Origin of the sequence: Parvibaculum sp. (assembly GCF_035325945.1) — a bacterium.
Lineage (GTDB): Bacteria > Pseudomonadota > Alphaproteobacteria > Parvibaculales > Parvibaculaceae > Parvibaculum.
This window is the reverse complement of the sequence record NZ_DAOKYX010000001.1, coordinates 244398-268737: the sequence shown is the minus strand read 5'-3', so window position 1 is coordinate 268737 and position 24340 is coordinate 244398. Positions and strand designations below refer to the sequence as shown.

Sequence of the window (24340 nt, the reverse complement as noted above, 5' to 3'; positions counted from 1 at the left end):
TCGCTGCTGGTTATTGCCCGGGTGCGGGCGTCGTCGGTCCCGATGAGGGCGCGGGAGCTTCCTCGCCCTTCTCGCCCGAGAGCTTCTTGTTCAGGATTTCCTCGAAATCCTTGTAGGGGATCGCGCCTTCGACCTTCTCGCCATTGACGAAGAAGGTGGGCGTGGAGCGAACGCCGAATTGCTGCGCAGCTCGCTGCGCCACCGTCTTCACATGGTCGAAGATGGCCTGATCCTTCATGCAGGCGTCGAATTTCTCATCCGAGAAGCCGCCCTGGCGCGCGAGCTTCTTCAGCGCCTCCATAGGCGTCTCGACGAAGGCCCACTGCTCCTGCGAGCGGAACAGAACCTCGATGAAGCCGAAATAGCGATCCGGCCCCGCGCAGCGCGCCAGCATGAAGGCGGCGGTCGCGACGGGATCGAAGGGAAATTCGCGGAAGACGTAATAGACCTTGCCCGTGTCGACGAAGTTCTTCTTCACCTCGGGAAAGGTGTCCTTGGCGAATTCGGCGCAGTGCGTGCAGGTCATCGAGGCATATTCATAGACCGTGACGGGCGCCGACTTGTCGCCGAGCGTCATTTCGCCAAGCGGGCCGGGGACCGCCAGTTCCTTTTCAAAGGCCGTCTTGTCGGCCGTGGTGATGGCCGAACCTGTCGGCGCTTCACCCCTCTGGCCGAAAATCCGGTAGGCGCCATAGCCAAGCAGCGCTACGGCCAGCACGGCCGCCGCCGCGATTGCGATAACCCTATTTTGATTCACTTTTAGCAGTCCCCACTAGATGTTGGGGCATTATGGCCTTGGGCCACCGCCCTCTCAATCAAAGCTTTCTCTTGCGCGGGCCCGAGAATCGGGACTCCGGGCACTTGTCCCCAGGATTCTTTCGCCCAGCCTCTCGAGCGACGATCTGAGCGCCGCCTCGCCGATGGGCTCGAGGCTCCGGGCGAGAAGGGCCCGCTCGTCCGGCCTGAGCGGGCGGATAAGCTTCCGCCGCGCCCGTGGGCGGGCGGGCAGGGGGCCTTGCACGATTTTCAGCCGCAAGACGGCATTGTATCCATAATATCCGTTGATCCGCTCCAGGATCTGGGGTTCGAGATGGCGGATCTCGAGGGCCACGGGCCCGTCGACCCTGACGGTCAGCGTCGCCCCGCCTTGCGCGCCCGCGCCGTCGCCGGCTTTGCGGGGAAAGCTCAGCTTCTCGGGCGAGGAATATTCGGCGAGGTCGGCGCCGACGATCTCCGGCCAATGGGCGAGGATATGCGATTGGGCAAAACCGCGCTTGCGGAAGATGTCGCGGGTGAGGCCCGCCACCCGCGCGCCAATGGCGGGCACGACAAAGCGCTTCGGCGCCAGCAGATGGTCCCTGTCGTCGGTCATGGCCCATTCTGCCCCGAAACGGCCCGGGGGGCGAGATGGATTGACGGAAAGCCGCCCCTCGCGCCATGACTGGCGCATGACCCGACGTCCAGCCAAATCCGGGAGCCCGATGAAACTCGGGGAAAGCGAGGCGCAGACCGTCGCCGGGCGGCTTCTCGCCTGGTACGACGCCCATGCCCGGGTGCTGCCTTGGCGGGCGCCGCCGGGCGAATACGCGGACCCTTACGCGGTCTGGCTTTCGGAAATCATGCTGCAACAGACGACGGTGGCGGCCGTCGGGCCCTATTTCCGCGCGTTTCTGGAGCGTTGGCCGAGCGTCGGGGCCTTGGCGGCCGCGCCCCTCGACGATGTGATGCGCCAATGGGCGGGGCTTGGCTATTACAGCCGCGCCCGCAACCTCCATGCCTGCGCGCAGGCGGTGGCGGGGGAGCATGGCGGGCGCTTTCCCGATACGGAGGAGGGGTTGCGCTCGCTTCCCGGCATCGGGCCCTACACGGCGGCCGCCATCGCCGCCATCGCCTTCGGCCGCCGTGCGACGGTGGTTGACGGCAATGTCGAGCGCGTCGTCTCGCGGCTCTTCGCGATCGAGGCGCCGCTTCCCCGCGCCAAGCCCGAGATCCGCGCGAAGGCGGAAACGCTGACCCCCGATCTGCGCGCCGGCGATTTCGCGCAGGCCATGATGGATCTCGGCGCGACGGTCTGCACGCCGAAGCGGCCCTCCTGCAACCGCTGCCCGATAGCCTCGTTCTGCTCAGCCCGCGAGGCGGGCATCGAGGAGACGCTGCCGCGCCGTATGGCCCGGAAGGAGCGGCCGGTGCGGCGCGGCGCCTGTTTCGTTCTTACACGGAGCGATGGTGCGATGCTGCTGCGCAAGCGGCCCGCGAAGGGGCTTCTCGGCGGCATGATGGAGGTGCCGACGACGCCCTGGGCGGAAGCGGAGATAGACGAGGCGGCGCTCTCGCTCCACGCGCCGGCCGCCGCGAATTGGCAACGCGTGCCCGGCCTTGTCGAGCATACCTTCACGCATTTCCATCTGGTGCTGACGATTTTCGTCGGTGAGGTGAGCGCGAGGGTGGCGGCGAAGGCCGAAGGCGTCTGGATCGCGGAAGAGGATGTAGGCCGCGAGGCGCTGCCTTCGGTGATGCGCAAGGTGGTGGCGCATGCAAAGCCGGATGCGGGGCCTCTGTTCCGGTAGCCATATCCCGGCTTCCGCCGTCATCCCGGCCTTGCGCCGGGGTGACGGGTCAATGGGTGACGGGGAAAATCGTGCGAGACTTACGCCTCGCCCATTTCGGCGCGCACCTTCTGGCGCAGAATGTCGATGGGCTTGAGCTTCCCGTCGGTCTTGAAGTGCCAGTAGGTCCAGCCGTTGCAAGCATCGAGCCCCTGCACATGGGCGCCGATCTTGTGAATCGAGCCGGTGGCGTCGCGGCAGACGATGGAGCCGTCGGCGCGTACACGCGCGGCATGACGGCGCGTCGGATCGGTGAGCACGGTGCCCGGTTCGAGAAGCCCGCGCTCCACGATGACGCCGAAGGGCACGCGCGGCTCGGCCTTTTTCGACGTCGTGACCTTCAGATCCTCCTCCGCGCCCGGCATCACGCGGGCGATGCGCTCGCGTGCGACCTTGAGATAGCGCTCGTCGCGCTCGATGCCGATGAACTTGCGGCCGAGCTTCTTCGCCACCGCGCCCGTCGTGCCAGTGCCGAAAAAGGGATCGAGCACCACGTCGCCCGGATTGGTCGTCGCCAGCAGCACGCGATGGAGCAGCGCCTCGGGCTTCTGCGTCGGATGCGCCTTGCCGCCATCCTCGTCCTTCAGCCTCTCATTGCCGGTACAAAGCGGGATGAGCCAGTCCGAACGCATTTGAAGATCGTCGTTCAGCGCTTTCATGGCGTCGTAGTTGAAAGTGTATTTCTTCTGGTCCGCGTCGCGCGTCGCCCAGATCAGCGTTTCATGCGCATTGGTGAAGCGCGTGCCGCGGAAGTTCGGCATCGGGTTCGACTTGCGCCAGATCACGTCGTTCATGATCCAGTAGCCGAGATCCTGAAGCGTCGCGCCCACGCGGAAGATGTTGTGATAGGAGCCGATGACCCAGATCGCGCCCGTATCCTTCAAGACGCGCCGCGCCGCGGCGAGCCACTCACGGGTGAAGCGGTCGTAAACCTCGAAGCTCGCGAACTTGTCCCAGTCGTCGGTGACGGCATCGACCTTGGACTGGTCGGGGCGCGTGAGTTCGCCGCCGAGCTGAAGATTGTAGGGCGGGTCGGCAAAGATGAGATCGACCGATTTCTCGGGCAATGCGTTCATCGCCTCGATGCAATCGCCCTCGATGATCCGTTCGGCCGGAATCCTGGCCGCCTCGCTTGAAGTGCGCCCCACGACTATCCCCTTTGAGTGACAAGGACGCGATCATGAGTCAGAGGCGATTCTGCGTCAAGAATCAAAGGGTTAAGGGATTCGGAGCCACTAGATCGAGTCCTTCGGGAATCCCGGGACTCAACATGTTGCGTATGGGCGCGAAGCTCCTGCGGTGATGCGCGGTCGCGCCGAGCCGTTTCAGCGCATCGAGATGCGCCGCGGTGCCATAGCCGCGGTTCTTTTCCCAGCCATAACCGGGATGCGCGCGAGCGAGGTCGTCCATCATGCGGTCACGCGTGACTTTCGCGACGATGGAGGCGGCGGCGATGGAAAGAACGCGTGCATCGCCTCCGACAATGGCGCGTGCGGGGCAGGTGAGCGCCGGCAGGCGATTGCCGTCGACAAGCGCGAATTGCGGTGCGCGCTGAAGGTTCTCCACCGCGCGGCGCATGGCGAGCATGGTCGCCTGCAGAATGTTGAGGCTGTCGATTTCCTCGACGGTCGCGATGCCGATGCCGATTTCGGCGCATTGCGAAAGCGCGGCGAAGAGAGCTTCGCGCCTTGCCTCGTCGAGCTTCTTGGAATCGTTGAGCCCTGCGGGGCAGTTCGTCTGGTCGATGATGGTGGCCGCCGCGACGACGGGCCCTGCGAGCGGCCCGCGCCCCGCCTCGTCGATACCGCAGACGCGCAAGCCTGGCGCGCCATGCTCGATCTCGAAACGATAGTCGGGCCTTGCCGCCATGCGCTTCTTTCGCTCCGCTGCGGGCCCGGCCGAATCTTTTTTCGGAGAACGTGTCATCGCGCGAGAGTGCAGCATGCCCGCGCGAGGCTCAACCTGATCGTGGTGGCTTCAATACCAGGTGCGGCGAGTGGATCCCGGCTTTCGCCGGGATGACGGTTCATTTGGTTGTCATCCCGGCGAAAGCCGGAACGATGGACCTAGAGAAGCTCGAGCTGGTCGCCCGGCCGCGGCGGCACGCGGAACGCGGTGCAGTCGAGCGTCCGGCCGCCACGGTCGAGGCCGAGGCGCTTCTTCGCGATCTCGAAGCGGCGCGCGATCTGCCAGGCATAAGGCCCGGTGCCGCGCATGCGCGTGCCCCATTCGGCGTCGTAATCCCTGCCGCCGCGCATCGAGCGGATGAGCGACATCACATGCGCCGCGCGGCCGGGCTCGTTCTCCTCCAGCCATTCACGGAAGAGATCCTTGATTTCGAGCGGCAGGCGCAGGAGCACGAAGCCTGCCGATGTCGCGCCTGCATAGGCAGCGCCGGTCAGGATCTTCTCGATTTCACTGTCATTCAGCGCGGGGATCACCGGCGCGACCATGACGCCCGTCGGAATGCCCGCTTCAGAGAGAAGACTGATCGCCTCCAGACGGCGCGTCGGCGTGGAGGCGCGCGGTTCCATGGCGCGGGCGAGCTTCGCGTCGAGCGTCGTCACCGAAAGCGCGACCCTGGCGAGATTGCGCCGCGCCATGTCCGACAGAATGTCGAGATCGCGCGTGATGCGCGCCGACTTGGTTACGATGGTGACGGGGTGATTATAGGCCGAGAGCACTTCGAGAATGCTGCGCGTGATGCGATAGCGCTGCTCGATCGGCTGATAGGGGTCGGTGTTCGTGCCCATGGCGATGGGGGCAACCTCATAGCCCTTGCGCGCCAGCTCCTTTTCGAGAAGCGCCGCCGCATTGGGCTTGGCGAAGAGCCGGCTCTCGAAATCGAGCCCCGGCGACAGCCCCATATAGGCGTGGGTCGGCCGCGCGAAACAATAGATGCAGCCATGTTCGCAGCCGCGATAGGGATTGATCGAGCGGTCGAAGCCGATATCGGGCGAATTGTTCCGCGTGATGATCTGCCGCGGGTTTTCGTTCGTCACATGGGTCTTGAGCGGCGGCGGCGCGTCGATCGTGCCCCAGCCGTCATCGAGAAGAACGCGCCGCTCGCTTTCGAAGCGACCGCTCTCATTGGTGAGCGCGCCCCGGCCGCGCCGGCCATTATGGGGGACCCCCGGGGGTACGAGGGGAACGGGGTCCACCAGCGGGGCAGGCCGGGCGCTCGCCGGGCCGGGCGGGGAACCGGCTGCCAGGCGGGCGTTGCGGACGGGGCGCGCCGTGTCTCGACTCGTTTTCATGATGAAAATTTATCGCGGGCACATGAACAAAACAAGAACAAACACGATCCCCCTCTCGCCTTCGCAGATGCAGCAGATATGATGCGGCGCATGGTGAGTGTCATCATCCCGACCCTGAATGCCGAGGCGACCCTGCCCCGGGTTCTCGCCGCCCTTGTACCTGCGGCGGTGAGCGGGCTTGTCCGGGAGGTCGTCATCGTCGATGGCGGCTCGAGCGATCGCACCTTCGATATTGCGGAGGCCTCGGGGGCGAAATTTGTCGAGGCGCCGCGCGGCCGGGGGCCCCAGCTCGCGGCGGGCGCGAATGCCGCCAAGGGCAACTGGTTCCTCTTCCTGCATGCCGACACGGTGCTCGAGGCCGGATGGGAGGAAGAGGTCGAAAAACTCTTCGAGCAGATTGCGACCGGCCGGATTCCGACGGCCGAGCTTGCTGCCGCCTTCCGCTTCAGGCTCGATGATTTTTCGCGGCGCGCGCGATTTCTCGAACGAGTGGTGGCCCTGCGCTGCGCGGTGCTGAAACTCCCTTACGGCGATCAGGGCCTGCTCATCAGCCGCCGTCTCTATCAGCGGATCGGCGGTTTCCGTCCCCTGCCGCTCATGGAGGATGTCGATCTCGTCCGCCGCATCGGCAGGCGCCGCCTGGTGATGATGCGCGCGCGCGCGGTGACGAGCCCGCAACGCTATCTCGAAGATGGCTTCTTCCGCCGCATGTCCCGCAATGCGCTCTGCATCGCCCTCTATTATCTGCGCGTGCCGCCACACCTGATCTCGCGCATATATTCCTGAATGGGCCTGACATCGCATCTCGTCGTGATGGCGAAACATCCGGCGCTCGGCCGGGTGAAGACGCGGCTCGCCGAAGGCGTGGGCGCGGTCGAGGCGATGCGCTTCTACCGCCATGCGAGCCGCGAGGTTTTGCGCCGGGTCGCCCATGATCCGCGCTGGCGGACGCTTCTCGCCCTCACGCCCGACGCCGCCAGGCATGATGCCGGTATCTGGCCGGATGGCATACCGCTGATCGCGCAAGGCGAGGGCGATCTCGGCCACCGAATGGGCCGGCTCATGCGCGATCTGCCGGCGGGGCCCGTCGTCATCATCGGCAGCGACATTCCCGATATCGGCGCCGCGCATATTGCGCTCGCCTTCCGCAAACTCGGCGATGCGGATGCCGTTTTCGGCCCCGCCGACGATGGCGGCTACTGGCTCGTCGGTCTGAAGCGCCGGCCGCGCGTGCCGGAAATATTTGACAATGTGCGCTGGTCGGGCGAGCACGCGCTTGCCGATACGCGCGCCAATGCCGAGCGCGCGGGCCTTCGCGTCGCCATGCTCGGCGTGCTCGCCGATATCGATACGGCGGAGGATCTGAAGCGCTGGAAACGGGAACGGCGGGCGTGAACGAAATCGATCCCTTCAAACTCTTTCTCGAACTGCAACTGGGCCTGCCGCGCAACGCGCCGGGCAGCGCGAGAGCGACGCGGGAAACCTTTTCGCTCCTGCCCGCATTGCCGCCCCGGCCCGAAATCGCCGATCTCGGTTGCGGGCAGGGGCCGGAGGCATTCGATCTTCTGCGCCTCACCGATGGCCGCGTCACGGCGGTCGATCTCTTCGAGCCCTTTCTGGAAAGGCTCGGCGAGCGGGCCGAGCGCGGGGGCGTTCCCGAGGAGCGGCTGCGCGTGCTGCGCGGCGACATGAACGATCTCCCGTTTCACGACGGCGAGTTCGATCTCATCTGGTCCGAGGGCGCGATCTATCTTCTCGGCTTCGAGGAAGGCTTGCGCCTCTGGCGCCGCTTCCTGAAGCCCGGCGGCTTCGCGGTCGTCTCCGAACTCACATGGCTGACGGATGCGCCTTCACCCGAGGCGGCAGGGTTCTGGGAGGAGGCCTATCCCGGCATGGGCAGCGTGGCCTCCAATGCAGAGGCGGCGGCCAGAGCCGGCTACCGCCTCATCGGAACCATCGCTCTGCCTGCGGAGGAATGGTGGCAGGACTATTATACGCCGATGCGCGCGAAGCTCGCCGAGATGCGCCGGACCTATGGGCCGCTGCCGGTCTTCACTGAAATGGAGCGCGAGATCGGCCTCTTCGAGCGCCATGCGGACGAATATGGCTATGTCTTCTATGCGCTCCGGCGCGATTAGCCGCGCGGCTTAAGCAGGTCGCGGATTTCCTCGAGCAGCACTTCCTGGCGCGGCGGCGCGGAAGGCGCGGGCGCCTCTCCCTTCGCGATGCGCTCCTTCAGGCGGTTCATCTGCCTGATGACCATGAAGAGCGCGAATGCGACGATCGCGAAATTGATGATCGCATTGACGAACTTGCCATAGGCGAGGACCGGCACGCCGGCGGCCTTCGCCGCGTCGAGCGAGGCGGGCGCTTCGCCCATGGTGAGCGGCAGGAAATAGTTGGAGAAGTCGACGCCGCCCAGAAGCACGCCGATCGGCGGCATCAGAACGTCATTGACGAGCGAAGTCACGATGGTCGTGAATGCCGCGCCGATGATGATACCGACGGCCATGTCGACCACATTGCCCTTGAGGGCGAATTCCCGGAATTCCTTCAGCATCGCGATCTCCTGAAATGCCTCGTGGCGCGCAAGCGCCGCCCGGGGGCAAGATTGACGCGCCCCCGGGTTTCGATCAATCGAATGTTCAGCCCTGCCGCTCCTGCAGGCGCGGAAGGATTTCCACGAAATTGCAGGGGCGGTAGCGATTGTCGAGCTGGTGCTGAAGGATTTCGTCCCAGCCGTCCTTGCACGCATTGGGAGAGCCGGGCAGCGCGAAGAGATATGTTCCGTGCGCGACGCCCGCCGTGGCGCGCGACTGGATCGTCGATGTGCCGATCTTCTCGAAGCTGACGCGGTGGAAGATCGCCGAAAAACCGTCGATTTCCTTTTCATAGACGCTCTTGAACGCTTCGGGCGTCACGTCGCGGCCGGTGAGGCCCGTGCCTCCGGTCGAGATGACGATGTCGATCCTGTCGTCCGCGATCCAGGCGAGGAGCTGGTTGCGGATCATCTGCACGTCATCGGAAACGATCGTCCGCGCCGCGAGCTTGTGGCCCGCCTTCTCTATGCGCTCGGCAAGCACATCGCCTGAACTGTCCGTTTCGGGCGTGCGTGTGTCCGAAACCGTCATGACGGCTATGTTGAGCGGAATGAAGGGTCGCGAAGTGTCAATTCCTGGCACGTGGGGGCACCTTTCCAGTAGAGATTGCAAGTGATGGACGGCAGCTTCGCGACTAGCGCAGCGAGAGCGGTCCGTCCCGAAGTGCGGCCGGCTCATAGACCGGCCAGTTCCCCGATGCCGTGGCATCGAGAGATTGCATGGGCTGACCCAGCCTTGCCCGGTAGATCCAGAAATTCGTGAGCACGCGCTCAATATAACCGCGTGTTTCCGGTGCGGGAATGCTTTCGATGAAGAGAAACGGGTCGCCCTTGAAGTTGATGCTGTCGAGCCAGCGCGTGAGATTGCCGGGCCCGCCATTATAGGCCGTGGTCAGCATGAAGAGATTGCCGCCCGGCGCGTTCGCCCCCATCAGCGTCTCGAGATATTGCTGCGCGAGGGTGAGATTGAACGACGGGTCGAGCAGCTTGTCCTTGTTGGCGCTGGCAAGCGTCGTATCGCGGGTGATGTGGCTCGCCGTGCCCGGCATGATCTGCATCAGACCGCGCGCGCCGGCAGGGGAAGTCACGTCGGGCCGGAACTTGCTCTCCTGCCGCATGAAGGCGAAGAAAAGTGCGCGATCGACGCGATAGCCGTTCTGCGGCTCATAATCCGGGATCGGAAAGAGGCCGGAATTGAGCGCGATCGTGCCGTTGCTCTGCCGTGCCGGCGGCAGGCTCGCGGCGCTTGCGACCTGAAGCTCAACGGCCGGGAGGTTGAAGGTCGAGGCGAGCGCGATCAGCGCTTCGTCGAGGCGCGGTTCGAGCCAGCCATGCGCGCGCACAAGCTCCTGCTCGGCGAGATCGCGGCGATTGATCTGCGCGAGCGCGACGGCGCGCGCCACGGCTGGATCGCTGACAAGCGCTTCATATCCGGTGCGGTCGAGCTTCGGTTCCACCCAGACGAAATGCGGTTCGCGGCCGAGTTGCCGCGTGGCGAGAAGCCCGTAGAAGGTCGCGCCCGTTTCGGCGGCGAGTTCGAGCATGTCCGCCACCCGCTCCGGCTGGCGATTGGCGAGATAGGCACGCGCCGCCCAGAAGCCGCCTGCCGCCTTCGACCAGTCGGCCACGGTGCCGGAGCGCGCCAGCCGCTCGAAATGATAGGCGGCGTCCGAATAGCGCTCCATCCGCCAGGAGGAGAGTCCCGCATACCAGTCCGCCATCGGAACCTCGCGGCCATGGCGGCGCGAGATCTCATCGGCGACCTGATAGGCGCGCTCATTGTCGTTCTCGACGAAATAGGACGTCGCGACCCGCTCGCGCGCCTTGTCGTATTCGACATCGGAAAGCGCCATGCGCACGGAAGCGGTGTTGAGATAGTTGAGCGCGTCGGAGGCTTTCGCGTTGCGGACAAGCTCGCGCACGCGCGCGTCAATCTTGGCGAAGCGCTGGGAGAAGAGCGGCTCGCCGCCATCGTCGACCGCATAGGCCGAATGGGCGGGCTGGCGGAAGCGCTGGGCGGCGGGACGATCGGGCGCCGCCGCGCCGCGCGGTTTCTTCTTCAGGGCGAGGCGGTAGATGTCGTTGGCGCCCGGCACGCTCGAATAGCTGGCCATCCAGCTTTTCAGTTCGGCATATTTGGATTTGTAATGCGGATGGAGATAGCGGTCGGCGAGCACATAGGCGAGAAGGCGGCGATCGGCGAGCTGGGCGATGAGCTTGTCGGCCGTCTTCCAGTCGGCGCGTTTCTGCGCGGCGAAAATCTTCAGATAGCGCTCGCGGTCGGCGCCGCTCAGAACTTCCGGGCTCCAGATCTTCGCGCTGGCGGGGCGGGGATCGGGTGCCGGCGCCTCTGCGACGCGCGCCAGATCCGTCGCGCTCAGCGTGCCGAGACTTGCGGCCTTCGCAACCGATGGTAGCAATGACGTGCCCAGCAGGCAGGCGGCCGCAAGGCTCAGCGCCCCGGCGAACCGGCGGCCACATGCTCCAATCGGGTTATTCGCGGCTCTTTTGCCACCCGGCAAGACCGCTCTGTTTTGGGACACCCCCGTCTTCATGGGAGTCATAATAGCTGTGGAGGATGACCCCACAAGCACGCGGGGGTTGAATCTTGCTGCGCCTGCGAAGCGCCGTCAGGCAGGCGGCAGCGCGTCGATGCGCGCCTTGAGCGAAAGGAGATCGCGCCAGGCGAGCCGCTTCTGTGCGGGCTGGCGGAGCAGATAGGCGGGGTGGAAGATCGGCAAGGCCGGAAGCTCGCGCGTGCCGGCCCTGTAGCTCGACCAGCGGCCGCGAAGCCGCATGATGCCCGTGTCGGTGCGCAGAAGCTGCTTTGCCGAAACGCCGCCGACGAACACCAGGATCTCGGCCCGCGAAAGCTCGATCTGCCGCTCGATGAAGGGCTGGCAGACGGCCTGTTCGTCCGGCGTCGGTGCGCGGTTGCCGGGCGGCCGCCAGGGCAGGGTGTTGGCGATATAGACCTTCGTGCGGTCGAGCCCGATGGAAGCGAGCATCCGGTCGAGCAACTGGCCCGAGCGGCCGACAAAGGGCAGGCCCTGCAGATCCTCGTCGCGGCCCGGCGCCTCGCCCACCAGCATGATACGGGCCTCCGGATTGCCGTCGGCGAAGACGAGGTTCTTGGCCGTGTAGCGAAGCGAGCAGCCCTCGAAATTCGCCAGCGCGTCCCTCAGTTCGTCGAGGGTGCGGCAGTTCGCGGCGAGCGCCCGGGCGGTGGAAACGGCCTGCGTCTCGTCGAGCGGAATGGTGGCGGGGGCCTGCGCGCGGGGCGGCATCGGCTCGGGCGCGCGGGCGCGCGGCGCGCGGCGCGGCGCCGCCGTTCCGGCCTCGCCACCCTCGGCCGGCATCGGCCGTTCGACGCTTCCGGCCGGCTCGGATGCGGCTGCGAGCTGGTAGCGATTGACGGGCTCGTCGGTAAAGGCGTCGCCCGCGCCTGCCTCGACCTGGAAGGCGAGGAGCGCCAGCGCCTCTTCATATGTCAATGTTTTGGCGGGTTCCCCCGAGGCGGACATGGTCTTCGTCGCTTCACTGGCACGGAATTGAACAAGGATGATCCAGACTAGCACGGGGCGGCGTATTGTTGACCAATGGCAAGTGAAGCACCATAAAGTGCCCCCAACCAAAGAGGCTGCGGTTCGAGGAGAGGACTTATGAGCGACGCGACGCCCGAGCGCGAATTCATGGAATACGACGTGCTGATCGTCGGCGGCGGCCCGGCGGGTCTGTCCGCTGCGATTCGCCTGCGCCAGCTTGCCGCCGAGCAGGACTTCGACCTGTCGGTGTGTCTGATCGAGAAGGGCTCCGAAGTCGGCGCTCACATTCTCTCGGGCGCCGTCATCGATCCGATCGGCCTCAACAAGCTCATCCCGGACTGGAAGGAGCAGGGCGCGCCGCTCGACACGCCCGTGACCTCCGATCACTTCATCTATCTCGGCCCGGCCGGCAGCATCACCATCCCGAGCTTCCTCTACCCGCCGCTGATGAACAATCACGGCAACTATATCGGCAGCCTCGCCAATCTCTGCCGCTGGCTCGCGACCAAGGCCGAAGAGCTCGGCGTCGAAATCTATCCGGGCTTTGCGGGCGCGGAAGTCCTCTACAGTGAGGACGGCTCGGTGCGCGGCGTCGCGACCGGCGACATGGGCGTCGCGAAGGACGGCCACCACAAGGACAGCTACACGCGCGGCATGGAGCTTCGCGCGAAGTACACGCTTTTCGCCGAAGGCGCGCGTGGCTCGCTGACCAAGGAGCTGATCCGCAAGTTCAAGCTCGACGAGGGCCGCGATCCGCAGAAGTTCGGCATCGGCCTCAAGGAAGTCTGGGAGATCGATCCCGCCAAGCATCAGAAGGGCAAGGTTCAGCACACGCTGGGCTGGCCGCTCAACGATCAGACCGGCGGCGGCTCCTTCCTCTATCACTTCGGCGAGAATCTCGTTTCGGTGGGCTTCGTCGTTCACCTGAACTACAAGAACCCCTATCTCTCGCCCTTCGACGAGTTCCAGCGCTTCAAGACCCATCCGGCGATCCGCGACACATTCGAGGGCGGCAAGCGCATCGCCTATGGCGCGCGCGCCATCACCGAAGGCGGCTTCCAGTCGGTGCCGAAGCTCGTCTTCCCGGGCGGCGCGCTCATCGGCTGCTCGGCGGGCTTCGTCAACGTGCCGCGCATCAAGGGCAGCCACAACGCCATGCTGACCGGCATGATGGGCGCGGAAGCGGCCTTCGACGCCGTGAAGGCCGGCCGTCAGGCGGACGAGCTCGGCGCCTATGCCGACGCCTATGTCGACAGCCCCGTCTACAAGGACCTGAAGCGCGTCCGCAACGTGAAGCCCTTCCTCTCGCGCTTCGGCACGATCATCGGCATGGGCTTCAGCTTCTTCGACATGTGGATGAACAATCTCGGCATCGGCCTGCCGTTCACGCTGAAGCATGGCAAGGCCGATCACGAGTCGCTGAAGAAGGCGTCCGAGTGCAAGCCGATCGACTACCCCAAGCCCGATGGCAAGGTGTCCTTCGACAAGCTCTCCTCGGTCTTCATATCCGCGACCAATCACGAGGAGGACCAGCCCGTCCACCTCAGGCTCAAGGACCCGGCAATCCCGATCGCCTACAACCTGCCGACCTTCGCCGAGCCGGCGCAGCGCTATTGCCCGGCGGGCGTCTATGAAGTCGTGCGGGATGCGGACGGCTCCAATCCGCGCTTCCAGATCAATGCGCAGAACTGCGTCCACTGCAAAACCTGCGACATCAAGGATCCGACGCAGAACATCAACTGGACCGTGCCGGAGGGTGGCGGCGGCCCGAATTACCCGAATATGTGATCGCGCTGTCCGAAAGCGGCTCATATCCCTCAGCCTTCGGATAGGCTAAGCTCACAAGCCGCGATGGCCGGCGAGCCCCTCGAGCGCGATCTTCGCGGATCGCGCTCGATCTGTGTCCCGGGGAGGACGGCGGCACCATTGCGCCTGCGGTCAATGAATTCTCCCGGCCTTCCGGCGATCGGCGGTCGTGTGTTCTAGAGGCAAGACGGTAGATGGCGTCGATGTCGATGGCTTCGGAGCGTAACCTGGGCACCTCTCGCTCGGGTGCGTCCCGCTGGGGTCTCGGCGCCCTGGCGCTCGGTCTGCTCGTCATGCTGCAGGGATGCGCGGGCACCGGCCTCTTCGCCGACCGCCGCGCCGAGACGCCTTATGGCGACTATCTGGCCGCGCGTTTTGCCGGCTCGGTGCATGAGGGCAGGGCGGCCGAGAAATATTTCGACCGCACTCTGGCCGCCGATCCCGATAACTCTGTCATCATCGAACGCGCCTTCATGGTGGCGCTCAATTCCGGCGACATGGATCGCGCGGTGACGCTCGCCCGCCGCCTCGTCAAGCTCGCGCCGCGCCACCGCATGGCGCGCCTCGTGCTCTCCCTCAACGCGATCCGCAAATCCGACTACAGGGAAGCGCGGGCCGAGATCGGCAATGCCGAAACCGGAGCCTTCGTCGCTCTGGTGGGGGCGCTCACCAAGGCCTGGGCCGCGGCCGGCGAGGGCGACAAGGCGCTCGCACTCAACGAACTCAAGGCGTTCGAGGGCAAGCCCGCCTTCGATCTCTTCCGCGCCTATCACACGGCGCTCATCCTCGACATGCTCGGCGATGCCAAGGGCGCGGAGGAAAGCTACCGGCAGGCCATGGACACGAGCGGCGCGACCTCGATCCGCATCGTGCAGGCCTATGCGAGCTTTCTCGACCGTCAGGGCCGGGTGAACGAGGCCCGGGCCGCGCTCGATCAGTATATCGCGATGGCGCCGGACCACCCCCTCGCCAAGGCATCGCTCGCCGAGATCGCCTCGAACAAGACGATGAAGCCGCTCATCGGCAACGCCGCCGAAGGCGTGGCCGAAGCACTTTACGGGCTTGGCAGCGCGCTGGCGCAGGACCGGGGCAACGAGCTTTCCGAACTCTATCTCCAGCTTTCGATCTGGATGCGGCCCGACTTCGATGTGGCGCGCACGCTGCTCGCCGATTTCTACGAGCAGCAGAAGCGCTGGGAGGATGCGATCGCCGCCTATGACGCGGTGGCGGCCTCCTCGCCGCTCTACCAGAACGCTCTCATCCAGAAGGCGCTCGATCTCAACCGGCTGGACAAGGATGCCGAAGCGATCGACGTCCTCAACAAGGCCGCCGACAGGTTCCCCTCGTCGATCGAGCCCGTCATCGCGCTGGGCGACGTCTATCGCGGCAAGGAGAAATATGCCGAGGCCGGCATCGAATATACGCGCGCCATTGCGCTTGCGGGCGCGCCGAAGCCTGCCCATTGGACGCTCTATTACGCGCGCGGCATCTGCAACGAGCGGCTTGGCCAATGGCCCGAGGCCGAACGCGATCTGAAGCTCGCGCTCAAGCTCTCCGACGATCATCCGCTCGTGCTCAACTATCTCGGCTATTCATGGATCGAGCAGGGCGTGCATCTGACGGAAGCGCTCGCCATGATCGAGAAGGCGGTCGAGTTGCGGCCGACCGACGGCTTCATCGTCGACAGCCTCGGCTGGGCGCATTACCGCCTCGGCGATTACAGGCAGGCGACGGAATATCTGGAGCGCGCGGTGGAGCTCGAGCCCGGCGATCCGACGATCAACGAGCATCTGGGCGATGCGATGTGGAAGGTGGGCCGCAAGATCGAGGCGCGGTTCCAGTGGAGCCACGCGCTTGAAATGAAACCCGAGAAGGACCGCATTCCGCTTCTGAAGAAGAAGCTCGAATTCGGTCTCGATACGGCGGAGGCGGACCACAAGCGCTACGCCCCCTTGCCGCCCGGCTCCTGAGCCTTGGCTGCCGCGGAGCCTCTCGTCGAACGGGCGCGGGCGAAGGTCAATCTTTCGCTCAAGGTTCTTGGCCGCCGCGCGGACGGCTATCACGAATTGCAGAGCCTCGTCGTCTTCGCGGAGGCGGGGGACCGCCTGACCCTCGCACTGGCCGAGGAGCTTTCGCTCGGCCTCACCGGCCTCTTCGCGCCGTCGCTTGCCGGGGAGAAGGACAATCTCGTGCTTCGCGCCGCGCGCCTCCTGCGCGAACGGATCGGCGGCAGCGCGGGTGCGCGCATGACGCTTGAAAAGAACCTGCCCGTGGCCTCCGGCATTGGCGGGGGCTCGGCCGACGCGGCAGCGGCGCTGCGCGGCCTTGCCCGCCTCTGGCATGCCGATCTGGACGAGCCGGCGATTTCCTCGCTCGCGCTCTGTCTCGGCGCCGACATCCCGGTCTGCATCGAGCCGCGGCCCGCGCTCATGTGGGGCGTCGGCGAATTCATCCTCCGCCTGGGCGCGCTGCCGCGCTTCTGGCTCGTGCTGGTCAATCCGGGCGTCGCGCTTTCGACGGCCGCCGTCTTCAGGGAGTTGGAGGCAGGTCCCTTCACGGAAATGACCGCGGCGCCGGAACTCCCGCCCATGCCCACGCTCGATGCGCTGGTCGGCTGGCTCAGGGAGAACGGAAACGATCTCGAAGCCCCGGCCCTGAGGCTCGCCCCCGCGATCGACTTCGCCCTTGCGGCGCTCCGGGCGAGCCCCGGCTGCCGCCTCGCCCGCATGTCGGGTTCGGGCGCCACCTGCTTCGGCATCTTCGCGGAAGAATCAGAGGCGCGCGCCGCCGCGGCGGAGATTTCCCGCACCCATCCGCAATGGTGGGTCACGCCCAGCCGCGCCGCGCCGGAGCCCTGAGAGCTTCGCCGCCGGGCTGGCCGGGGCTCAATGCGGGGTCAATAGGTCCGGCTGATGCAGAAATCGACGAGATCGATCAGCGCCTGCCGGTAGGGATCGTCCGGGAAGATCGCGAGCGCATCCTTGGCGATGGAGCCGTAATGGCGGGCGCGGGCGATGGTGTCCTCGATCGCGCCGTGTTTCGTCATCAGCTCCTTCGCATGGTCGAGATCGCCCTCGCGCCGGTCGCCCCGTGTGAGTGTGCGTTCCCAAAAGGCGCGTTCCTCCGTGCCGCCGCGCCGGAAGGCGAGCACCACGGGCAGGGTGATCTTTCCCTCGCGGAAATCGTCGCCGACATTCTTGCCCAGAGAGGCAGCGCGGCCGCCATAATCGAGCGCGTCATCGACGAGCTGGAAGGCGATCCCGAGATTGCGGCCATAGGATTCGAGGGCTGCAGCTTCGCCCGCGCTCCTGTCGGCGATGACGGCGCCAACCTCGGTCGCGGCGGCGAAAAGCGCGGCCGTCTTGGCGGCGATCACGCGCATATAGGCGTCTTCGGTCGTGCCGGTGTCCTTCGCGGCCGCGAGCTGCATCACCTCGCCTTCGGCGATGATCGAGGCGGCGTTGGCGATGATTTCGAGCGCGCGGAGCGAGCGCGTCTCGACCATGAGCCGGAAGGCGCGGCCGAGCAGGAAGTCGCCGACCAGCACGCTCGCCTGATTGCCCCAGACCATGCGGGCCGTCTTCTGGCCGCGCCGGAGGTCGCTTTCATCGACCACATCGTCATGGAGGAGGGTCGCCGTGTGCAGGAACTCGACGCTCGCCGCGAGCTTGATGTGATCTCCACCCGTATAGCCGCAAAGCCGCGAGGCGGCGATGGTCAGCATGGGGCGTAGCCGCTTGCCGCCCGAATTGATGAGGTGGCTGGCAAGTTCAGGGATCATGGGCACGTCGGAACTCATCCGTTCACGGATGAACTCGTTCACGTCCTCCATGTCGTCGCGGACCAGGGCCTGCAACTGAGCGACGGCGTTCTGACTGCGCCCCCGTTCGTCCTCCAGAGGGACAACGACTCCCAATTTTCGCTCCTGAAAATACAATCTGGAAATGTGATAGTCTTGGCCGCAGCATAAGAGGGCTCATCCCGTGCGGCAAGTGTGGCGGCAATGCCGCTCTCGCGGATGTGATGGGCCCGGCAATGGCTGGCGAGGCCTCGAAAGACGATGAAAGAACTAACCCGGACGAATGACATCGTGCTGCTGTCCTATCTCGAGCATCGGCTGCGCGAGGCGGGGATAGAGGCGCTCACTCTCGACACTCACACGAGCATCGTGGAGGGCTCGCTCGGCGTATTGCCGCGTCGTATCATGGTGAGCGACGACGATCTCGGCGAGGCGGAGAGCATCCTCGACGACGTGCGGCGGATGTCGCGGAGCGGGCAGGAGACATGATCGTGCAGGCTGGCGAAATTCCCGGAGAGGCTGCGGCGCAGGCATCATTCGACGCATCATGCACCGATGACGGTTTTCTGGGCGGGCGCCTGCGCCTCCTCCAGCCGGCGAAGGGCTATCGCGCCGGTATCGATGCGGTGCTGCTCGCGGCCTCCATTCCCCTTCGCGCGGGCGAGCGCGCGCTGGAGGCGGGCTCGGGCGTCGGCGTCGCGTCGCTTTGCCTTGGCTCGCGCGTACCCGGCACCGAAATTCTCGGGCTCGAGCTTCAGCACGATCTCGTGCGTGTGGCGCGGGAAAACGCCCGGCGTAACGATCTTGCGTCCCGCATCTCCTTTCTCGAAGGCGATATCGGCGCCCCCGTGCGCGATCTTGCCGCACTCGGGCTCGAACCGCAGAGCTGGCACCATGTCTTCGCGAACCCGCCCTTTTACCATCCCGACGCGACGGCAATTCCGCCAGACCGGGGCAAGGCGCAGGCGCATGTGACGCTGGGCTCGGATCTCGTCGACTGGGTGCGCTTCGCCTGCGTGATGGCGCGCCCCAAGGGCACCGTGACTTTCATCCATCGGGCGGATGCGCTGGCGGGGCTCCTTACGGCGCTTGAGGGCCATGTGGGCGGGATCGAGATATTTCCGCTCTGGCCGGCGGCGGGCAAACCTGCCTCGCGGGTCATCGTGCGGGGCGTCAGGGGCTCGCGGGCGCCGCTGAGCCTGCGTGCGGGCCTCGTGCTGCATGGCAGGGACGGTCGCTTCACCGAACGCGCCGAGGCGATCCTGCGCGATGGCGCGGGCCTTCTGCTTGACCAGCCCGATTGAAAGTAACGATGCCGATGAAGAACCTCATTGCCCGCTTTCTCCCCGCTTCCCTGCGCCGGCGCTTCGCGCCCGACTGGCAGCCCCGTGCGACCGTCGCCGTGCTGAGGCTCAACGGTCCGATCGGCATGGCGATGCCCCTCAGAGGCGGCATCGACTTCGCCTCCGCCGTCGGGCCGCTCGAGGCGGCCTTCGGCATGCGCGGGGTCAAGGCGGTCGCCCTCGTCATCAATTCTCCGGGCGGCTCGCCGGTGCAATCCTCCCTCATCTACAAGCGCATAAGGGCGCTCGCGCAGGAAAAGGAGCTTCCCGTCTATGCCTTCGCCGAGGATGTCGCCGCCTCGGGCGGATACATGCTCGCCTGCGCGGCCGACGAGATCTATGCCGATGAAAGCTCGATCATCGGTTCCATCGGCGTCGTTTCGGCGGGCTTCGGCTTTGCTGGGCTCATCGAGAAGCTCGGCATCGAGCGCCGCGTGCATACGGCCGGCGAGAGCAAGGCGATGCTCGATCCCTTCAGGCCCGAAAAGGCCGAAGACGTGATGCGCCTCGAGGCGCTTCAGCGCGACGTGCATGACAATTTCAAGGCGCTCGTGCGCCGCAGCCGGGGCGGCAGGCTCATCGAACCCGCCGACGGGCTCTTTACGGGAGAATTCTGGGCGGGGCAGGCCGCGCTCGATCGCGGCCTGATCGACGGGCTGGGCGATCTCAGGACCATCATGAGACAGAAATTCGGCGATCGCGTGCGATTGAGGCTCGTCGGCGGCCGAAAGCCCTTCTGGCAGCGACGGATCGGCTTTGCCGCGCGCGTTGAAGCGCAGGGAACGGCCGGATTGGGCGAAGGTTTTGCCCGTGGCCTCGTCGCCGCCGTGGAAGCCCGTTCCCTTTGGAGCCGATTTGGACTTTAATGCGATCTGGCGCCCTGTTTGAGCGCGCCCCGAACGAGGATGAAGACGATGAGCAGACTCGTCTTTGCCGCCGCTTTGCTGGTGGCCTTCTATACGGCCTATAGGGCGATCCTGCGCGCCGCCGAACGGCAGCGCGAGGCGATGGTGCGCGCGCGTGCGAAAACCAGCGTGGAGCCGCGCGACCTCGGCTCGCTGCGCGAGATCGAGCGCGGCGTCTACGTGCCCGAAGATCGCCGCTGAACCTCCGGCGCCTCAGCGCCTTGTCATTCCGCCGAGAATGGAACGGAAGATCGCCCGGCCGATCTGAGTGCCGATGGATCGCGCCGCCGAAGTGGCGACGCTGGTCACGATCCTTTCCGTCTCAGAGCGCGTCTGCCGGGGCCGAGCGGGTTCGGCGCGCTCGCGCGATGGTGCCCGCGGGCTCGCGGGGGCCGGCTGTTCCCATGGCCCGCTGCGTGGAACCGACCCCGTTGTCTCGCCTGCGCGTGAGGGCAGCGCGCTTTCGCCCGCCCGCCTCTGAAGCATCTCATAAGCCGACTCGCGGTCGATCATGCGGTCGTAGCGTCCGCGCACCGGGCTTGCGGCCATGATCGCCTGGCGCTCCTGATCGCTTGCGGGGCCGACGCGGCCGCCGGGCGGGGCGATCAAGGTCCTTTCGACCATGGTCGGCGCGCCCTTCGCATCGAGTGTGGAGACGAGCGCCTCGCCGACGCCGAGCGAAAGAATCGCTTCTTCCGTCTTGAAGGCCGGATTCTGGCGGAAGGTTTCGGCCGCCGCCCGCACCGCCTTCTGGTCGCGCGGCGTGAAGGCGCGAAGCGCGTGCTGGATGCGGTTGCCAAGCTGCGCCAGCACTTTTTCGGGAATGTCGAGCGGGTTCTGGGTCACGAAATAGACGCCGACGCCCTTGGAACGGATGAGCCTGACGACCCTCTCCACGGCATCGACAAGCGCCTTGGGCGCGCCGTCGAAGAGGAGATGGGCTTCATCGAAAAAGAAGACGAGCTTCGGCTTGTCGAGATCGCCCACTTCGGGCAGTTCCTCGAAAAGCTCCGACAGGAGCCAGAGCAGGAAGGTCGCGTAGAGGCGCGGGTTGTCCATCAGCCGGCTGGCGGCGAGGATGCTGACCACGCCGCGCCCGTCGCGGTCCGTCCGCATGAGATCGGCGATCTCGAGCGCGGGCTCGCCGAAGAAGTTTTCGCCTCTCTGATTTTCGAGCACCAGAAGCTGGCGCTGAATAGCGCCCACCGATTGCGCCGAGACATTGCCGTAGCGCGCGCCGAGCGAGGCGGCGTTCTCGGCCACGAAAGCGAGCATGGCCCGGAGGTCCTTGAGATCGAGAAGCAGCAATCCCTGCTCGTCGGCGACGCGGAAGGCGATATTGAGCACGCCTTCCTGCGTCTCGTTGAGATCGAGCAGGCGGGCGAGAAGAAGCGGCCCCATTTCGGAGATAGTCGCGCGCACCGGGTGGCCCTGTTCGCCGAGCACGTCCCAGAAGATGGTCGGGAAGCGGTCGGGCACATATTCGACGCCGATCTCCCGAGCGCGCTTGAGGAAGGGCTCCTTGCCGTCGCCGGGCTGGCTGAGGCCTGACAGGTCGCCCTTGATGTCGGCGGCAAAGACCGGCACGCCGGCATTGGAGAACCCCTCGGCCAGCACCTGAAGGGTCACCGTTTTGCCGGTGCCGGTCGCGCCGGTCACGAGCCCGTGCCGGTTGGCGAACCTCAGAAGCAGCGTCTCGGCCCTGGTGGCGCTCTTTCCGATCAGAATTTCAGTCTCGGCCACCTGAAAACCTCTCCATCAAGTCTCGGGACTGCGGGTGCGGCGCTTCGCCGGACTACAAGGCCGGACTATAAGGGATGGCGCGCCTGCCCGCCACGAAGGGCGCGTTGCTTGACCCTTGAGCCTCCCAGCCGCTAGTTTGCGCGCGCCCGGGGCCCTCAGACCCCGCCTGATTCCGCAAGAAGCCCGGCATGTGATGACCGCGAAGCGCGACCGCTCATTCCAGTCCCTCATCCTGACGCTCCAGCAATACTGGGCCAGGCAGGGCTGCGTCATTCTTCAGCCCTATGACATGTCGATGGGGGCGGGCACTTTCCACCCCGCGACGACGCTCCGGGCGCTGGGGCCGAAGCCCTGGAAGGCGGCCTATGTGCAGCCCTCGCGCCGGCCGACAGACGGGCGCTATGGCGAGAATCCGAACCGCTTCCAGCACTACTACCAGTTTCAGGTGATCCTGAAGCCGAGCCCGGACAATATCCAGCAGCTCTATCTCGACAGCCTCTGCGAACTGGGCATCGACCCCGCCAACCACGACATCCGCTTCGTCGAGGACGACTGGGAGAGCCCGACGCTGGGCGCCTGGGGGCTCGGCTGGGAAGTCTGGTGCGACGGCATGGAAGTCTCGCAGTTCACCTATTTCCAGCAGGTCGGCGGCTTCGACTGTTCGCCCGTCTCGGGCGAGCTCACCTATGGGCTCGAGCGCCTCGCCATGTATATCCAGGGCGTCGATAACGGTTTCGAGCTGGATTTCAACGGCGCCGATGGCGAGGACCGCGTGACCTATGGCGAGGTCTTCCATCAGGCGGAAGTCGAATTCTCCGCCCACAACTTCGAATATGCGAACACGGAGATGCTGTTTCGCCATTTCGAGGATGCGGAGAAGGAATGCCAGTCGCTGCTCGACAAGGGGCTGGCGCTGCCCGCCTATGACCAGTGCATCAAGGCGAGCCACAATTTCAACCTGCTCGACGCGCGCGGCGTGATCTCGGTCACCGAGCGGCAGGCCTATATCGGCCGCGTCCGCGCGCTCGCCAAGGGCTGCGCCGAAGCCTGGCTTAAGTCGCCGGCCGGGGGTGCGGCATGAGCGAGCTTCTTCTCGAACTTTTCTCGGAGGAAATTCCGGCCCGCATGCAGAAGCGCGCGAGCGAGGATCTCGCGCGTCTCGTCGCCGATGCGCTGAAGGCGGCGGGCGTCGAGGCAAAGGCCGCGCGCGCCTTCGCAACGCCGCGCCGCCTCGCTCTCGTCATGGAGGGGCTGCCGGAAAAGACGCCCGACGTGAAGGAAGAGCGCAAGGGGCCGAAGGTCGGCGCGCCGGAACAGGCGATCCAGGGCTTTCTCCGCGCGGCGGGCCTTGCCTCCATCGACGAGGCGACCGTGCAGGAGGACAAGAAGGGCGCCTTCTATGTCGCCGTCAGCGAGAAGAAGGGCCGCCCGACAGCTGAACTTCTGGCCGAGATCGTGCCGGAGGTCGTGCGCGCCTTTCCCTGGCCGAAGTCGATGCGCTGGGGCGCGGGCACGCTTCGCTGGGTGCGCCCGCTTCATTCGATCGTCTGCCTCCTTGGCGGCAAGGTCGTGCCCTTCGAGATCGACGGCATCGCCTCGGGCGATGTGACGCGCGGCCATCGCTTCATGGGACCGGAAGAGTTCGCGGTGAAGGATTTCGCCGACTATGTGGCGAAGCTCGAAGCGCACAAGGTCATTCTCGATCCGGCCGAGCGCGCGAAGGCGATCCATGAAGGCGCACGCAGGCTTGCGGACGAGGCAGGGCTGAAGCTCGTCGAGGATGAGGGCCTGCTTGCCGAGGTCGCGGGCCTCGTTGAATGGCCCGTGCCGCTCATCGGCCGCATCGACGATGAATTCATGTCCGTGCCGCAGGAAGTGCTGACGAGCACCATGCGCGCCAATCAGAAATATTTCGCGCTCAAGGAGGCAAATGGGCGCCTCGCGCCGCGCTTCGTCGTCGTCGCCAATCTCGTCGCGGGAGATGGCGGCAGGGCGATCGTGAACGGCAATGAGCGCGTGCTGCGCGCCCGCTTCTCCGATGCGCGCTTCCTCTGGGATCAGGACCGCAAGCACACGCTCGAAAGCCGCCTGCCCAAGCTCGAGGAAGTCGTCTTCCATGCGAAGCTCGGCACAGTGCGCGAAAAGGCCGAGCGCATCGCGAGGCTCGCGCGCGAGCTTGCCGCCGTCATTCCGGGCGTCGATCCGAAAAAGGCGGAGCTCGCGGGCCGTCTCGCCAAGGCCGATCTCGTCTCCGGCATGGTCTTCGAGTTCCCCGAATTGCAGGGCCTTATGGGCTCCTACTATGCGAAGGCCGACGGTCTGGGCGACGAGATCGCCGATGCCATCGCCGAGCATTACTCGCCGCTCGGGCCTTCGGACGACGTGCCTGAATCCGCGTTAGGTAAGGTTGTGGCTTTCGCTGATAAGCTCGATACCTTAGTCGGGTTCTGGGCGATCGACGAACAGCCGACTGGCTCTAAAGATCCATTTGCCTTGAGACGCGCTGCACTTGGTATCGTGCGCATTCTTCTGGAAGGCAATTTCCGTGTTGGCTTGTGGGGTGTCTTCGGAGACTCCATGACCGCATATACTCATGGCGGCTTCGATTGGCAGGGAAAGGGGCCGCGCGCAGCTAACGACCTTCTCGCCTTCTTCGCCGACCGCCTGAAGGTCTATCTGCGCGATCGCGGCGCGCGGCACGATCTCGTGGACGCGGTTTTCGCGCTCAATCAGCTTG

24 protein-coding genes are annotated in these 24340 nt (G+C 65.7%); 13 read left to right on the top strand and 11 right to left on the bottom strand.

Annotated features, from left to right (window positions below):
* Positions 1–10: 10 nt before the first annotated feature.
* Positions 11–718 (bottom strand): DsbA family protein, encoded by a 708-nt coding sequence (locus PKA57_RS01310; RefSeq protein ID WP_324297112.1) that lies wholly within the window; start codon positions 716–718, stop codon positions 11–13.
* A 93-nt stretch (positions 719–811) separates the two neighbouring features.
* A complete protein-coding gene (locus PKA57_RS01305; RefSeq protein WP_324297111.1) occupies positions 812–1372 on the bottom strand; it encodes a DciA family protein in 561 nt (186 codons plus the stop codon).
* Positions 1373–1481: 109 nt separating this feature from the next.
* Between PKA57_RS01305 and mutY the strand changes: the two genes are divergently transcribed.
* Positions 1482–2567, top strand: a complete 1086-nt coding sequence (gene mutY / locus PKA57_RS01300) for an A/G-specific adenine glycosylase (protein WP_324297110.1) — start codon at positions 1482–1484, stop codon at positions 2565–2567.
* Between the two features lie 80 nt (positions 2568–2647).
* Here the strand turns inward: mutY and PKA57_RS01295 are convergent, their stop codons facing one another.
* The 3 genes from PKA57_RS01295 to PKA57_RS01285 form a co-directional block, all read right to left on the bottom strand.
* On the bottom strand, positions 2648–3754 hold the full coding sequence (locus PKA57_RS01295) for a site-specific DNA-methyltransferase (RefSeq protein ID WP_324297109.1): 1107 nt from the start codon (positions 3752–3754) through the stop codon (positions 2648–2650).
* A 61-nt stretch (positions 3755–3815) separates the two neighbouring features.
* Positions 3816–4532, bottom strand: coding sequence for a ribonuclease HII (locus tag PKA57_RS01290; RefSeq protein WP_324297108.1), 717 nt, complete (start codon positions 4530–4532; stop codon positions 3816–3818).
* Positions 4533–4672: 140 nt separating this feature from the next.
* Positions 4673–5863, bottom strand: a complete 1191-nt coding sequence (locus tag PKA57_RS01285) for a PA0069 family radical SAM protein (protein ID WP_324297107.1) — start codon at positions 5861–5863, stop codon at positions 4673–4675.
* A gap of 90 nt (positions 5864–5953) precedes the next feature.
* Between PKA57_RS01285 and PKA57_RS01280 the strand changes: the two genes are divergently transcribed.
* The 3 genes from PKA57_RS01280 to PKA57_RS01270 are packed head-to-tail and all read left to right on the top strand — an operon-like array spanning position 5954 to position 8001.
* Positions 5954–6649, top strand: a complete 696-nt coding sequence (locus tag PKA57_RS01280) for a TIGR04283 family arsenosugar biosynthesis glycosyltransferase (protein WP_324297106.1) — start codon at positions 5954–5956, stop codon at positions 6647–6649.
* Positions 6650–7258 (top strand): TIGR04282 family arsenosugar biosynthesis glycosyltransferase, encoded by a 609-nt coding sequence (locus PKA57_RS01275; protein ID WP_324297105.1) that lies wholly within the window; start codon positions 6650–6652, stop codon positions 7256–7258.
* Positions 7255–8001 (top strand): class I SAM-dependent methyltransferase, encoded by a 747-nt coding sequence (locus PKA57_RS01270; RefSeq protein WP_324297104.1) that lies wholly within the window; start codon positions 7255–7257, stop codon positions 7999–8001. Before PKA57_RS01275 ends, PKA57_RS01270 begins: the two co-directional genes overlap by 4 nt.
* Here the strand turns inward: PKA57_RS01270 and mscL are convergent.
* From mscL to PKA57_RS01250, 4 genes are all read right to left on the bottom strand, one after another.
* Complete coding sequence (gene mscL, locus PKA57_RS01265; RefSeq protein ID WP_324297103.1) at positions 7998–8423, bottom strand: large conductance mechanosensitive channel protein MscL; 426 nt, start codon at positions 8421–8423, stop codon at positions 7998–8000. The two genes, PKA57_RS01270 and mscL, sit on opposite strands and share 4 nt — an antisense overlap.
* 85 nt (positions 8424–8508) lie before the next feature.
* A complete protein-coding gene (gene moaB / locus PKA57_RS01260; protein ID WP_324297102.1) occupies positions 8509–9045 on the bottom strand; it encodes a molybdenum cofactor biosynthesis protein B in 537 nt (178 codons plus the stop codon).
* A 52-nt stretch (positions 9046–9097) separates the two neighbouring features.
* Entirely contained in the window at positions 9098–10882 is a 1785-nt protein-coding gene (locus tag PKA57_RS01255) for a transglycosylase SLT domain-containing protein (RefSeq protein WP_324297101.1), read from the bottom strand.
* Between the two features lie 210 nt (positions 10883–11092).
* Complete coding sequence (locus PKA57_RS01250; protein ID WP_324297100.1) at positions 11093–11986, bottom strand: uracil-DNA glycosylase; 894 nt, start codon at positions 11984–11986, stop codon at positions 11093–11095.
* A gap of 138 nt (positions 11987–12124) precedes the next feature.
* On the opposite strand from PKA57_RS01250, the gene PKA57_RS01245 reads away from it, so the two are divergent.
* The 3 genes from PKA57_RS01245 to PKA57_RS01235 all read left to right on the top strand — a co-directional run bounded on the left by PKA57_RS01245 (position 12125) and on the right by PKA57_RS01235 (position 16671).
* Positions 12125–13795: an electron transfer flavoprotein-ubiquinone oxidoreductase gene (locus PKA57_RS01245; RefSeq protein ID WP_324297099.1), complete on the top strand. Its 1671-nt coding sequence runs from the start codon at positions 12125–12127 to the stop codon at positions 13793–13795.
* Positions 13796–14016: 221 nt separating this feature from the next.
* Entirely contained in the window at positions 14017–15783 is a 1767-nt protein-coding gene (locus tag PKA57_RS01240; RefSeq protein ID WP_324297098.1) for a tetratricopeptide repeat protein, read from the top strand.
* Positions 15784–15786: 3 nt separating this feature from the next.
* Positions 15787–16671, top strand: coding sequence for a 4-(cytidine 5'-diphospho)-2-C-methyl-D-erythritol kinase (locus PKA57_RS01235; protein WP_324297097.1), 885 nt, complete (start codon positions 15787–15789; stop codon positions 16669–16671).
* A gap of 38 nt (positions 16672–16709) precedes the next feature.
* Here PKA57_RS01235 and PKA57_RS01230 read toward each other — a convergent pair whose 3' ends face one another.
* Positions 16710–17729 (bottom strand): polyprenyl synthetase family protein, encoded by a 1020-nt coding sequence (locus PKA57_RS01230; RefSeq protein ID WP_324297096.1) that lies wholly within the window; start codon positions 17727–17729, stop codon positions 16710–16712.
* Between the two features lie 144 nt (positions 17730–17873).
* On the opposite strand from PKA57_RS01230, the gene PKA57_RS01225 reads away from it, so the two are divergent.
* From PKA57_RS01225 to PKA57_RS01210, 4 genes are read left to right on the top strand one after another with little or no spacing between them, the layout of a single operon-like run.
* A complete protein-coding gene (locus PKA57_RS01225; RefSeq protein ID WP_324297095.1) occupies positions 17874–18101 on the top strand; it encodes a DUF2007 domain-containing protein in 228 nt (75 codons plus the stop codon).
* Positions 18098–18916 carry a methyltransferase gene (locus tag PKA57_RS01220; protein ID WP_324297094.1) on the top strand — a complete coding sequence of 273 codons (819 nt, stop codon included), beginning with the start codon at positions 18098–18100 and terminating at the stop codon, positions 18914–18916. Before PKA57_RS01225 ends, PKA57_RS01220 begins: the two co-directional genes overlap by 4 nt.
* Before the next feature lie 8 nt (positions 18917–18924).
* The gene (locus PKA57_RS01215; RefSeq protein ID WP_324297093.1) at positions 18925–19821 is read left to right on the top strand and encodes a S49 family peptidase; all 897 of its coding nucleotides are present in this window, start codon (positions 18925–18927) and stop codon (positions 19819–19821) included.
* A gap of 48 nt (positions 19822–19869) precedes the next feature.
* Positions 19870–20061 carry a hypothetical protein gene (locus PKA57_RS01210; RefSeq protein ID WP_324297092.1) on the top strand — a complete coding sequence of 64 codons (192 nt, stop codon included), beginning with the start codon at positions 19870–19872 and terminating at the stop codon, positions 20059–20061.
* 12 nt (positions 20062–20073) lie between these two features.
* On the opposite strand, the gene PKA57_RS01205 is transcribed toward PKA57_RS01210, so the two are convergent.
* The gene (locus PKA57_RS01205) at positions 20074–21603 is read right to left on the bottom strand and encodes a helicase HerA-like domain-containing protein (protein WP_324297091.1); all 1530 of its coding nucleotides are present in this window, start codon (positions 21601–21603) and stop codon (positions 20074–20076) included.
* Between the two features lie 193 nt (positions 21604–21796).
* On the opposite strand from PKA57_RS01205, the gene PKA57_RS01200 reads away from it, so the two are divergent.
* Positions 21797–22684, top strand: coding sequence for a glycine--tRNA ligase subunit alpha (locus PKA57_RS01200; protein ID WP_324297090.1), 888 nt, complete (start codon positions 21797–21799; stop codon positions 22682–22684).
* A partial coding sequence (gene glyS, locus PKA57_RS01195) for a glycine--tRNA ligase subunit beta (protein ID WP_324297089.1) occupies positions 22681–24340 on the top strand: 1660 nt, incomplete at its 3' end. The genes PKA57_RS01200 and glyS, both read left to right, overlap by 4 nt.

Excerpts from the sequence above, each read along its gene's own strand:
- PKA57_RS01305 (WP_324297111.1), bottom strand. The coding sequence starts at position 1,372 with ATGACCGACGACAGGGACCATCTGCTGGCGCCGAAGCGCTTTGTCGTG.
- mutY (WP_324297110.1), top strand. The coding sequence starts at position 1,482 with ATGAAACTCGGGGAAAGCGAGGCGCAGACCGTCGCCGGGCGGCTTCTC.
- PKA57_RS01290 (WP_324297108.1), bottom strand. The coding sequence starts at position 4,532 with ATGACACGTTCTCCGAAAAAAGATTCGGCCGGGCCCGCAGCGGAGCGA.
- PKA57_RS01285 (WP_324297107.1), bottom strand. The coding sequence starts at position 5,863 with ATGAAAACGAGTCGAGACACGGCGCGCCCCGTCCGCAACGCCCGCCTG.
- PKA57_RS01280 (WP_324297106.1), top strand. The coding sequence starts at position 5,954 with ATGGTGAGTGTCATCATCCCGACCCTGAATGCCGAGGCGACCCTGCCC.
- PKA57_RS01275 (WP_324297105.1), top strand. The coding sequence starts at position 6,650 with ATGGGCCTGACATCGCATCTCGTCGTGATGGCGAAACATCCGGCGCTC.
- mscL (WP_324297103.1), bottom strand. The coding sequence starts at position 8,423 with ATGCTGAAGGAATTCCGGGAATTCGCCCTCAAGGGCAATGTGGTCGAC.
- PKA57_RS01250 (WP_324297100.1), bottom strand. The coding sequence starts at position 11,986 with ATGTCCGCCTCGGGGGAACCCGCCAAAACATTGACATATGAAGAGGCG.
- PKA57_RS01245 (WP_324297099.1), top strand. The coding sequence starts at position 12,125 with ATGAGCGACGCGACGCCCGAGCGCGAATTCATGGAATACGACGTGCTG.
- PKA57_RS01240 (WP_324297098.1), top strand. The coding sequence starts at position 14,017 with ATGTCGATGGCTTCGGAGCGTAACCTGGGCACCTCTCGCTCGGGTGCG.
- PKA57_RS01225 (WP_324297095.1), top strand. The coding sequence starts at position 17,874 with ATGAAAGAACTAACCCGGACGAATGACATCGTGCTGCTGTCCTATCTC.
- PKA57_RS01220 (WP_324297094.1), top strand. The coding sequence starts at position 18,098 with ATGATCGTGCAGGCTGGCGAAATTCCCGGAGAGGCTGCGGCGCAGGCA.
- PKA57_RS01215 (WP_324297093.1), top strand. The coding sequence starts at position 18,925 with ATGCCGATGAAGAACCTCATTGCCCGCTTTCTCCCCGCTTCCCTGCGC.
- PKA57_RS01210 (WP_324297092.1), top strand. The coding sequence starts at position 19,870 with ATGAGCAGACTCGTCTTTGCCGCCGCTTTGCTGGTGGCCTTCTATACG.
- PKA57_RS01200 (WP_324297090.1), top strand. The coding sequence starts at position 21,797 with ATGACCGCGAAGCGCGACCGCTCATTCCAGTCCCTCATCCTGACGCTC.